This window comes from Pontibacter qinzhouensis (assembly GCF_008017455.1).
Taxonomy (GTDB): domain Bacteria; phylum Bacteroidota; class Bacteroidia; order Cytophagales; family Hymenobacteraceae; genus Pontibacter; species Pontibacter qinzhouensis.
Genome location: NZ_VRTY01000082.1, coordinates 15732 through 28294, shown reverse-complemented (window position 1 = coordinate 28294; position 12563 = coordinate 15732). Strand labels below are relative to the sequence as shown.

The 12563-nt window shown below is 49.6% G+C and carries 5 protein-coding genes; 1 reads left to right on the top strand and 4 read right to left on the bottom strand.

Annotated elements, in window-relative coordinates; all coding sequences use genetic code 11:
- Positions 1-220 precede the first annotated feature (220 nt).
- A complete protein-coding gene (locus FVR03_RS18120) occupies positions 221-991 on the top strand; it encodes an IclR family transcriptional regulator (RefSeq protein ID WP_147923184.1) in 771 nt (256 codons plus the stop codon).
- A 1082-nt stretch (positions 992-2073) separates the two neighbouring features.
- Here the strand turns inward: FVR03_RS18120 and FVR03_RS18115 are convergent.
- The 4 genes from FVR03_RS18115 to FVR03_RS18100 all read right to left on the bottom strand — a co-directional run bounded on the left by FVR03_RS18115 (position 2074) and on the right by FVR03_RS18100 (position 12558).
- A complete protein-coding gene (locus FVR03_RS18115) occupies positions 2074-4473 on the bottom strand; it encodes a glycoside hydrolase family 2 TIM barrel-domain containing protein (RefSeq protein ID WP_147923183.1) in 2400 nt (799 codons plus the stop codon).
- An 86-nt stretch (positions 4474-4559) separates the two neighbouring features.
- The gene (locus tag FVR03_RS18110) at positions 4560-5702 is read right to left on the bottom strand and encodes a glycoside hydrolase family protein (protein ID WP_147923182.1); all 1143 of its coding nucleotides are present in this window, start codon (positions 5700-5702) and stop codon (positions 4560-4562) included.
- A gap of 157 nt (positions 5703-5859) precedes the next feature.
- Positions 5860-8658, bottom strand: coding sequence for a glycoside hydrolase family 78 protein (locus tag FVR03_RS18105; protein ID WP_147923181.1), 2799 nt, complete (start codon positions 8656-8658; stop codon positions 5860-5862).
- A 597-nt stretch (positions 8659-9255) separates the two neighbouring features.
- Positions 9256-12558 carry a glycoside hydrolase family 2 TIM barrel-domain containing protein gene (locus FVR03_RS18100; protein ID WP_147923180.1) on the bottom strand — a complete coding sequence of 1101 codons (3303 nt, stop codon included), beginning with the start codon at positions 12556-12558 and terminating at the stop codon, positions 9256-9258.
- Between the last annotated feature and the right edge of the window lie 5 nt (positions 12559-12563).

Sequence of the window (12563 nt, the reverse complement as noted above, 5' to 3'; positions counted from 1 at the left end):
TCCTCAAAAGGATGGTGGCCGCTCCTCCACATCCCTATAAAATGGTTATTGCTTAAGTGCCTAATTCAATAGTTTATTTAATATGCGATAAGATGGCGGCAAATAATCGAGAACCGAGATATTTATAGTATCTTAGTTAAGTTTAAAAAGAAACTAAAGAACAATAGTTCGCATATGCGGCCTATCTAAAATTATCCACCAAACTTAACGTAATTCACCCATGACAGAAAAAGCTGTCAAGTACCAGGCGCCGGCCCTGGAGAAGGGCCTCGACATTCTTGAGTACCTGGCCCTGAAGGCCATCCCCCTCTCCCAGACTGAGATCGCCATTGGCATTAACCGCAACCCTAATGAGATCTTCCGCATGCTCGTCTCCCTGGAGGCACGCGGCTACATTAACCGGGAGGAGATATCGGGCAAGTACAAGCTCTCGCTCAAGCTCTACAACCTCTCCCACCGCCACTCCCCCGTCGACGAGATACGCGCCGCCGCCCAGTACCCCATGCACCAGCTGGCCGGCATGCTCAAGCAGTCCTGCCACCTGAGCGTGCTCTACCAGAACCAGCTCATGGTCATCCACCAGGCCAAGAGCCCGAGCCCCATCGCCCTCTCCATCGAGGAAGGGAGCCTCTTCCCCCTGCTGCTCACCGCCTCGGGCCGTGTACTGCTGGCCTACCTCGAGCCCGAGAAGCGACAGGCCGTCCTGGCTGAGAACGAACTCTTCCAGAGCTACTCCAAGGCCCAGCAGAAGAAGTTCCTCCAGCTCCTGGACCAGATCCGAGAGACCGGGCAGCACGGCGAGGCCAGCAACCTCTCTAAGGGCGTCACCGACATCGTCGCCCCCATCGGCGACGCCAGCTCCGGCGTGGTAGCCGTGCTGGCCGTCTCCATCCTGACTACCGAGTACAACGAAGACATCTCCCTGGAGGAGACAAACAAGGTCGTCCTGGAATGCGCCCACAAGATCGCCACCCGCATCGGACTGCACTAAACACCCTTGACACCGATCAGCCGTTTTACCTTCGGAAGGCCATTTTCATTCGAATAATTGCTGGTTGTTAGCGGTTGAATGGTTTAATTGTTCAATTGTTAAATTGTTGTTAATAAAAGAAGTGAGAGAGGGTGAAGGAGTTATGCAGGAGCTAAGAAGCTAGCCCTTCTTACAAAAATCTATTTCCATTTTTACTTTCAGCAGGCCTACCAGAGCCTTCGTACATCATATAAGCAAAACCCCATTCTTGGGCGTACTACTTTAGGAAGTACACCCAAGAATGGGGTTTTGCGATAAGGGGTAATCTACTAACTTACCGCCTGTATGCCTGGTTTAACCCTTGGCAAAAAAACCTCAAAACAGCTTCTGGAGGCCGTTTTTATGTAAATAATTTGAGTTTAAGCGTATACCATCTGAAGGAGCCTACCTATATGCATTTATAACAACTATATCTGCCACGAGCTGAAAGCCTTATTTTGCACCATATCTTTTGCAAATTTAAACAAGGCTCATTCCCTGATTTTTCCCCCGACAGAACCAAGTATTGTACGGCCATTAGCTCTTGCAGGCATGCCGAAGTTGAAGTCAGGGGACAGTGATCGGCAAGGTAAATGGCACAGCTGCTTTTGGTGCGAAACCAGGCGTTTTGGCAGGCAATTTTGGAGACTTAGAGCCACTGAGGACAGGATAAGGCTGAAAACTCGCGATAGCAGTCCGGTTAAGTTGAATATAGATATCTTTCCATATGGTTTACACTCGAAAACTGGATTTATAACGACTTGTAAAAAGTGGTTTCATACAACAGCCGTTACGAAGAGAATGCAGGTGCCAGGTGCATGAAATGAAAATTGAACAGAACATCTTCATTCCGAAGTCATTGCAATCGCCAAAACCAGGCTAACCTGGACCAAAAAGCTACTAGCTACTGTCTATGCAGCTCGTCCACAAGATCCTTCCAGAATGACATAATTGGAATAGCGGAGGAGCAATAAGTAAGGTCGCCTACCCTATAAATAAATTATTCTAATGAAAAAGCCCTTCCGAAGGCAAAAGCGCCTCCGAAAGGGCAAGGGTACTTACTCTTATTTCGCTGATTTAATCGAAACCTGCACTGGTGCCAGACCTTCGGCTTTGGCTTTTAACGTAATGTTCCCAGCATTATCGCCAGCTTTCACAATTACCAGGCATCTTCCCTGCCATGCCTTCCGCTGCGGATCTACATAACTCTCCAGGCTCTTTGGATCCGCATTGCCTACACCTACAATTGTTCCGGGGCCTTCTATCTCAAACTTCACTAAATTATCGGCATCCGGATGACGCGCGCCATTGGCATCTACCAGCTCTACCGTAATGTAACTCAGGTCCTGGTTATCAGCTTTAATTTCGGTTCTGTCTGCAGTTAATTTTACTTGCTTTGGTGTGGCTGCTGTGCGGAGCATCGAGGTAGCTGCCTGTTTGCCGCCTTTGTAAGAGACAGCCTTTAATTCGCCTGCTTTATAAGGTACTTCAAAAACAGCTGTGAACCTGGTAGAGCGGTTCGTAGGTTTGCGGCCCAGCGACTTTCCGTCCAGGAACAGCTCCACTTCCTCATTAGAAGAAAACACTTTTACTTCCAGCGGTTTTCCTTCGTGGCCGCTCCAGTTCCAGTGGGCTACCAGGTCGTGCCATTTCCAGTTGGCCCAGGTTTCTGGCCGTGGGTTAGTTTCGGGGAAGGTAGGTGTTGGAGGCGCTACAACAATAGAAACGTTATCGCCCACCTGCCACAGCGCGTCGCGGTAATACGACTGTGGGCGTTTCCAGCCGCATATATCGATATCGCCAACAAAGGCCAGGTTCCAGGGGTAAAAGTCTTTGCTTTGCTTATAACCCAACCACCCAATACTGGCTTCTCCGATGTGGTCGAACGCTGTCCAGACAAAGTCTCCGATTACCCAGGAATGATCAAGCACATCCATCCAGTACTCAAATTCCTCAATCGTAAACGACTCCGCGGCATACACCACCCGCTCCGGATCACGCTCATGCTCCGACACATACTTGTCGCGGGCATAATTGTATCCAACTACATCGAGCGTGGCGAAAAGAGCGTCTTTATCAGGATCTACGCCATTTACACCATTTGTTACGGGGCGCGTAGGATCCAGCAGCCTGATGTGGTCCGATATCATTTTAGAAACGGCCGCCACTTCGGGTTTCTGCCGGTTTGGAATTTCGTTACCTGAGCTCCACATTATAATAGAGGGGTGGTTCCGGTCGCGCAGCACCATGGCTTCAACATCGGTCTTCCACCATTTGTCGAAATACACATTGTAATCGTCGGCGTTCTTTTTTTCGCGCCAGGTATCAAAAGCTTCATCAATTACCAGCATCCCTAAACGGTCGCAGGCATCCAGAAAAGCAGGCGAAGGTGGGTTGTGGGCACAGCGGATGGCATTATAGCCGCTGGCTTGCAGAATCTGTATTTTGCGCTCCTCGGCTCTGTCGTAGGCCTTGGCTCCGAGCGGACCGTTGTCGTGGTGTACACAGCCACCCTTCAGCAAGGTAGGCTTGCCGTTTAACTGGAATCCGTTTTTGGCATCGAAACTTAGTTTACGCACACCAAATTTTGTCTCGGTGCGATCGGAGAGTTTTTTTCCTCTGTATACCTCCGTTACAGCCGTGTATAAAGCAGGAGATTCTAAAGACCATAATGCCGGAGAAGTAAGTGTGGCATCCTGGCTGAACTCCAGTTCTCCACCGGCAGGTACAGACTGTGCGGTTTCTGCTTTCGCTTTTTCTGCTCCACTGGCATCCAGAAAGCGGGTCACTACTTTTACTTTTTCGGCTTTGCGGGTCTTGTTCTGCACTTTTGTACGCGCATTTACTTTGGCTGAGGCCGTGCTTACTTCAGGGGTGGTAATATACGTTCCCCATTGCGCCACATGCACCGGCTCCAGGGTTTTAAGCCAAACGTGGCGGTAAATGCCAGAGCCGGAGTACCAGCGGCTGTTTTTGCCTTCGTTCTTCACCTGAACTGCCAGCACGTTTTGCTGCCCCGGTTTTACTTTATCGCTAATGTCGTAGGCGAAGGTAGAGTAGCCGTAGGGGTAATTGCCCAGGTGCTGCCCGTTCAGCCACACATCAGAATTCATATACACGCCTTCGAACTCCAGCACCATACGTTTGCCTTTGGCAGATGCAGGAACAGTAAATGTTTTGCGGTACCAGCCGGTGCCCCCTACTGTAAAGCCCACACTCACACCATTAATGGCATCGGGTGAAAACGGAGAGTTGGTGCCCGGCAGATTCTCGATGCTCCAATCGTGGGGCAGGTCTACAGTGCGCCATTGGGCATCGTTAAAGTTTGCTTGCTCTGCCCCCTGCACATCGCCTCTATGAAAGCGCCAGTCAGCATCAAAATTCTTCGTTCTCTCGGTTTCTTTCTGCTGCGCCTGCACGGTAAAAAAAGCAAGCAGGAAACTCAGAATGAATAGGTTTTTCATGTATAATGTTGGTGAGTAATTAATAAAGTATAAATGTAGAAAACCCGACAGGTTCTAATGCCCGTCAGGTTTAATCACAACACAAACTATTTATTAATGGCTTCTGATTTCGGAATGGAGGTAAAGCTGAGTTTGCTCTTGCCCATGTCTTTAGAGGTTGCCACCGCAATACCCCGCTGCTCCTTTTTGTTTACGGCATTATAAAAGTGGTACACTACCCCCTTATGCTTCACCACAAACGATTTATGGGCATACTGCTCATCGTAAGGTTCCGACGACTCAATCAGGTTATCGCCGTTCCAGTCGGTCCAGTTTACCAGGTCATAAGAGGCCGCAAAACGGTTAAAAGCTCCTTTTCTGTCTTCCCAGAAGGCACCAAAGTAGAACATCACCCATACATCTCCCATTTTCTGCACCACGCCATCGCCGGTAATACCTACCGGGTGATGCACCACCGGATCGTTATTAAAACGCTTCCAGTTTACCATGTCATCAGACACAGCCATGCCGATGCGCTCGTACCAGCGGGTTTTCTTATTATCAACTAAAGAGTCGCCTACGGCATTGTAATACATAACAAACGGATGACCAGTTGTTTTGTCTTTGTCCCAGATCACGCTGCTCTTAAACAGTTTCCCCCTGTTTTCCCACCAGCGTACATCCGGATCGCCTGGCGCAAGTACAGGCTTTGGCAGCCGCTGCCATTCATGCACTGTACCAGGGTCTTTTTTGGTGTAAGCCATGCCAATGGAGAGTGGCACCGGCTCGTACCCTTTGGAGTTACCACCAAAGTAGCTCATCCAGTATTTATTGTCGAACTTTTTCAGCTTATAGCTTCCGCCCCACTTGTGGTCCTGCAGGGCGTTGTAACCAGCTTTCTGGTAAGCGTCCCATTGTGTGCTGTCGTGTGAGAAAGACATAATGCGGCCCAGATTTTTCCAGTTGAGCAGGTCTTTGCTTTCAGCCAGCCAGGTTTCATAGCCTTGCCCGTCAAATACGATGTAGCTCATGTACCACTTATTTCCCTTCCGGAAAACGGTTGGGCAGTCGGTCTTCTTCGAATCGTCTGGCGCCGTTAACACCAAGCCATACTTATGAGGTGTTTTTACTTCCTCATACACCCGCTGCATTTCGCTCTGTGGCACTTCCTTTATCACCGACTGCGAAAATGCGGCAGAAATAGAAAGAACTGTGACTACGAGGAAAATGCTTACTTTTTTAAAAATCATTCTTATTGTTTAAATAGTATTTTTTGTCTGAATCAGAATGAGCAGAATCTTTTTTTCAATATTAAATGTTAACAGCCCGCCATAGTTTCTCTCCTGCTGCAACACAATCCTAAACCACCACACTAACTTTCTAACTTGTTCAGATTCAATCATTCACTCATTCAAAATTAGCATCCTGCACCACGAACCTGTAAGTGCCCGAACCTACTTTTACCACAGCACGGCCGTTCTGAGGCTCCAGCTGCTGCAGGTCTTTATTGCCGCTTACCGGTTTGCCGCTCTCCAGAATTTGGGCTGTAGCAGTGGCTGGTAAGTGAACAGTAGCCGTGGTATTGGCCGGTATCTCCACGCTCAGTTCAAACGTATTACCGTTTCTTTTCCAGTCGGTGCTGATGGTGCCGTAGGGCGAGTTGTAGCTTACATTCGAGGAAGTCAGGTCGCCTACAATCTCGGGCCGGATCTCGATCTGGTTGAAAGCTATTGAATTTTCTGACTGCCGGATGCCGCCAATGCCGCTGTAGAACCACTCCAGGATATGCCCCAGCATTAAGTGGTTGTTCGACACGTTCGGCAACGCCTGCCACGACTCGGTAAGGGCAGTGGCTCCCTGTACTAACTGGTAGCCATAACCCGGCACATCGGTGCGGCTGTTCATGTCGTAGATCACATCCGAACGGCCGGCATCATCGAGTACGCGCAGCAGGTAGCGATACCCCACATCCCCTGCCGTTAACCTGTTATCGCGGCTTCTGATGTCCTTTATAATGTTTTCCACCACCGCGTTTTTGTGTTGCGGCTCCACCAACTGCATGTAAACGGCCATAGCATTAGCTGCCTGGCTGCCAGTGGCATATTGCTTTGTTTCTGTGTTAAAAAAAGTGTCGTTAAATGCTTTTCTTACTTCCATGCCCAACTGTTCATACGCTTTCGCATCTTGTGGCTTGCCCAGCAGGTTGGCGATTTTGCTCATAATATTGAGGTCGTAGTAGTAAATGGCGGTGGCGGTAACGCCATTGGGCGTTTGCTGCGAAAATCCCGGCCGCTCCGGGCCCAGGTCGTACCAGTCGCTGAGGCCATGTGCTACAATGTGGCTTTTTGATTTGCTTTTCAGGTACTCCACGTAGCGCTGCATCATAGGGTAGTACTCTTCCAGCACCTGTTTATCGCCGTACCACTGGTACAGATACCAGGGCAGAATAATGCCATTGCTACCCCACTCCGGAGAGTCTCTGAAAACACCGTCGGCAAACTCAAACTCTACATACTCCGGCGCAATGTTCGGAATCAGGCCATCTCTTGTCTGCGCCATCTGCATATCTCGCATCGCTTTTCGGCAAAGGCTGGCGATGTCGTAATTGTACCTAATAGAACTGCCCACCAGGTGCACTTCCTCCAGCCAGCCAAGCTTCTCGCGGTGCGGACAATCGGTAAACACACTCTGCATGTTGCTGCGGATAGCCCAGTCTATCAGGTTTTCTGTTTTATTGAACAAGTCTTTGGAAGTAGCAAATTTTCCTACACGCTCGGCAGCATTGGTGTTGTGCAGGCCCTTCAGGCTTACCACCACCGGCAGCCCCTGTGGGTTAGGCTGTCCTTCGGGCACGCCACCTTCTACCATCACATACCGGAAACCGTAATAGGTGAAGCGTGGCTGCCAGTTTTCGGTGCCTTCGCCCTTTAAGGTGTACATAAAGTTATAAGGGCTGCCCGTGTGCTTCTGCGTTACCAGTTGCTGCTCGTTCAGCAGTTCGCCGGGCGTTATTTTAACCGAGGTTCCTTTCTTGCCTTTTACGGTAATGCCTACAATGCCCGAAGCATTCTGCCCCAGGTCGTATACCCATTTACCGGGCTCCGGCTGCGTTACTTTTATGGGCGTGAAATTTTGTATAAGCTTAACAGGCGTTGATGTTTGCGCCTCCAGTTTGGGTCCCTCCACCAGTAGCGCTTGCTTCCAGGTGTTGTTTTCTTTGAAGTTCGGCTTGTTCCAGCCAGCCTGCTCTAAGGTTGCATCGTAAAATTCACCGCCATAAATGCTGCTAAAGGTAATTGGTCCGGGAGCCGTTTTCCAGGAGCCGTCGCTGATAATGTTCTCGGTTTTTCCGTTCTGATACTCCACCACCAGGCGGCAAATCATTTTAGGATAGCCGAAAGAGCCTGTTAATTTGCGATATTGCGAACCGCGCGGAATATGGTAAAAGCCATTGCCAAGCATTACGCCCACTGCGTTGGCTCCCTGCTGCAGCTGCTTGGTTATGTCGTAGGTTACGTAGAGGGCATGTTCGTCGTAGTCGGTCCAGCCGGGGGCCAGGAAATGATCGCCTACTTTCTCACCATTCAGGCTCATTTCGAAATGGCCTAAGCCAGACACGTAAACTGTTGCCCGTTTTACAGGGTTTGTTACAGAAAACTCTTTGCGCAGAAGGGGCAAAACGTTCTTTCCTTCATCCAGCGTCTTTTCGCCTTTACCATGCTGGGCAGGCACTATGCGACGCTCCGCAGGTAGCTCTTCGTAAGCAATCCAGCGGGCACCGTTCCAGTCCTGGGCAGTTGGCAAGCCCGTTTGCCACTGGGCAGGCTCGCTCCAGCCGGAGGCATTGCCTTTGTTGTCCCACACCATTACTTTCCAGAAATAGGCTTTGGCCGGCTCCAGCTTTTTACCGGCATAGGCTACCTGTATCGACTGGTTCGACTTTACTTTTTTGCTGTCCCAGATGTTGCCTTTGTTCTTCTGCAGCTGCTCCGGACTATCGGCCACCAGAATGCGGTAAGCGGTTTGCACCACATGCCGCTGCGAGGCATTCAGTTGCCATTGCAACCGGGGCGAAGCAGCCTCGACTCCTAAGGGGTTTTGCCGATACTCGCATTTCAACTCCTTTACTGTAAGCGCATTCCCTTTTTGCGGAAAAGCCTGCAGGGAGACCAGACATAAAAAGAGCAGAAAAACTATTCGGATCATGAAAACAAAGATTTTATATCATCCTAAACCAGGAAACTAACATTTGTTGAAAAGCAGGTACTCTGAACACATCCAGAAGGCATTAAAACAGGAGCTAAATATTTAATTTTGGCTCACCAGGCTTTATAGCTGGCTTACAAGCATTTTGTAGTTTTCAGAACAACTGTAAGCCCCGCTTTACACTATCAAATATAAAAATTAAATTTATATTTAAACAAATAAAGATGAGATTCTTAGTCGGCTCTCACTGCTACAGAAGTTTCTCCCCTTGCCTCCATTTAAGCAAAAGCCGTACCTCATTCACATAATAAGCTGCACACTGCTATACCAACTTAGGCTACTAAACCAATAGTCATCCTGTAAGGATCTCGCCCACAAGATCTTTACAGGATGATAATGAAGAAAAACTAAATAAAAACAGAAGATTGTTATTACTATTCAATAATACAGCATGCTGGTGTAAAACGTACCGGTTTGTAGCTATTGGCTACCGCACGACTAAATTATTCTAATGAAATTGGCCTTCCAGAGGCTTTTTGCACGCAAACCATTCAAGGGTTGAGCTGGCTTCTCTCTTCCATCAAAAAAAATGTCAGGTTAAAACCTGACATTTTTTGCTGTGCTGCTAATGGCATCTACTTTCTTCTTTACCGGCTGCAGGTAAAAACTGTAGCGGTACGGTTTGGCCGGTATCTGGTACTGCTCCAACGGCTGAGCTACATCCGACCAGGAGTCGTTTCCGCCAACACCCATTTGCACCAGGTCGATGTTCAGGGTAATGAAGCCAGCATCTAGTAGGTCATAAGTGTGTTTGGCTGCGTTGATGTTGGCCTCTGTATAAGGCCAGGCGCTCATACTGAGCAGGCTGTCGGCAACCACCATTAAACCTTCATTTTTGCTGTTAGCCAGGTACATCCAACGCACGTCAGTGCGGTTCCCATTTTCCTGCGGAAGTACGTACGGTTCCATAAACTGCTGAATCGGCTGCGAGTAAATGGCGGCATCGAAACCGTAGCGCTTGTCTACGTAGTTCTCTACCGGGCCTCTGCCGTACCAGCTGATCTGGTCGTAGTCGCGGGCAATGCCAACCTGCATGCCAACTTTCGGAATATTAGGTAAACCGGCATCAGGTGTAAGGGAGTAGTCTACTTTTACCACGCCATCGCCTGCCAGCGTGTACACTACCTGGGCTTTTGCTTTTCCATCTATAAGCGTGTAATTACTGGTTACTCTCACCATGCCAGCCTGCGATTTGTCAGCAGAAACACTTTGCAGTTTCAGCCCCGGCTCATACCATTCTTTTAGCTTCTTATCCGATTTCCAGCCTTTTTTATCGTTGTCGGTAAGCGGACGGCTGAAGTTAGGTAGCAATGGGCTCAGAATCTGCTCTTTGTTGTTCCACACATAGGAATTTAGCGCTCCGTTGGCTTTATCAATTGTCAGTTTAAAGTCTTTGCCGCTTACCACAAAACCTTTTTCGTTTTCAGCAACAGTTGGTGCAGCAGGTGTTTTACGGGCCGGTGTTACTTGTGGAACACCTGTGATCGCAAACTGGTTAGAGGCAATTTCGTGGCCTTTCGGAGCCCAAAGCTCTGCCTGTGCCAGTGTAAAATGAATATCGGCCAGGTACTCTGAACCGGCTTTCCTTTTTGGCAGGAAAGAAGATATATTAATTACCGTGTCTTTGCCGGCAGCAAGAGAAATACGAGGCAACTTTTTGGTCTGCACAGCTTTACCATCTTCGCGCACGATTAAGGTTACGTCATACCCACCGGCATTTTTACTGGCATGGCGGTTCAGGACTTTTACTAAGCCTTTAGAAGCATCAACCAGTTCCGATTCTATGGGCTGGTACACGCGCTTGCACTCATACATTGGCGATTTTGGCCTGCCATCAGAGTCCACGATGCCATCAATACAGAAGCTACCGTTGTGCAGCTTCTCACCAAAATCACCGCCATAAGCATAGAACTCCTCCCCCTTATCATTTTTCTTCAGGATACCCTGATCTTTATACTCCCAGATGCAGCCCCCGATCATACGCTTGGTGGAGCGAAAGGCATCCCAGAACTCTTTTATATTACCAGTCGAGTTGCCCATAGAGTGTGAGTACTCCACAAAAATGATGGGCCGGTTATCGCCTGGCTGGTTCGCCAGCAGATCTACGGTGTACAGGCCGGGGTAAAAGCGGCTCACCATGTCTACATAATAAGGATCGACCGGGTTCTGGATGCGGTGCGAATGGTCGTTGGTAGCCAGGTAGCGTGGATCGCCCAATTCGATGTAGCCTTCTTCGCGGTGGTTGCCTTGCGCCGGCTCGTAATGCACTGGTCGTGTAATATCGAAATCGTGGATCCACTCGGCCATGGCTGCGTGGTTCGGGCCGCGGCCGGCTTCGTTGCCCAGGCTCCAGATAATGATGCTCGGGTGGTTTTTATCGCGCATCACCATGCGGGTGGTGCGCTCCATAAAGGCGTGGGTCCAGGTGGGGTCGTTGCTGAGTTTACCGCCCAGGCCATGCGTTTCGTGATTGGCCTCGTCCATTACCAAAATGCCATACTCGTCGCAGAGGTCGTAGAAGTAAGGGTCGTTAGGGTAATGGGCGGTACGGATAGTGTTGAAGTTAAACTGCTTCAGCGTCTTTACATCTTCCAGAATATCTTCGCGGGTTAAAGCTTTGCCCCTGGTGGGGTGGTGGTCGTGGCGGTTTACGCCGTAGAGGTAGGTTTCTTTTCCGTTAATGAGGAGTTTGCTGTTGTCTTTGGAAAACTCGATGCTGCGGAAACCGACTTTGCAGCTCTTGGCCTCCAGCACGTTGCCTTTTTCGTCTTCCAGCGAAAGCACCAGCGTGTAGAGATTCGGAGTTTCGTCGCTCCACTTCAGCGGGTTCTTCACAGTCGTTTCCAGCAGCCCGAACTTCACGTTGTCGAGGCGCGGGTAAATTTCGTTTACAATTTCTTCAGCAGTTTTCTCCAGCGCCTTCTCAAACACAGGTTGCTGCGCCTTGTCATACAGCTGCGCCTTTACCTTATAGCCTTTTATTTCGTCGCCTGTATAGTTATCAAGGCGTGGCCGGATGCTGAAAACGGCATCTTTGTAGTCTTTGTCGAGCTTTGCCTGCCAGTGGAGGTCGGCTATGCGCAGCTTTGGCTCCGCCAGCAACATCACCTCCCGCTGAATGCCGCTCATGCGCCAATGGTCCTGGTCCTCCAGGTAAGCACCATCGCTCCACCTGATTACCTGCACCGATACAATGTTCTCGCCCGCTTTAAGGTAAGGCGTTACGTTAAACTCCGAAGGCAGGCAGCTGTCTTCGCCATAGCCCAGGAACTGCCCGTTTACCCACACTTTGAAGCCGGAACTTACGCCGCCAAAATGCAGAGTCACGTTCATGTCTTTCCAGTCGGCGGGTATGGTGAAGGTGCGTTGGTAAGAACCTACGGCATTGTAGTCTTTTGGAACCCGTGGCGGATCTATGGGGCGGAAAGGGTACACGGCGCTCTTGTAAATCGGAATATCGTAGCCTTTCATTTCCCAGTTAGAAGGCACTTCAATCTTATCCCAGCCACTTACGCGGCTCTTGTAAAAATCGGCAGGAGCATCGGCTGGTTTCAGGGCAAACTTAAAATCCCAGTCGCCATTCAGAAGCAGCATGCGGCCTGATTTGCTTCTATCGCCGGTTATAGCTTCTTTCTCGGTTTTAAAAGAATAGGCGGTGGCACGGGCAGGGTCGCGGTTAATGCTGGTCACGTGCTGGTCTTCCCAGGGCTCCAGGTTAAAAACAGTGGGCACAGGCGGTATGGTGGCGGGTAAGCCATCTACGGTCTGGGCCTGCAGCACCTGCGAAAACAGGGCCGCAGCTATAAAAAGTGGTAAGCGTAAAGAGTTGTATTTTTTCATATTGC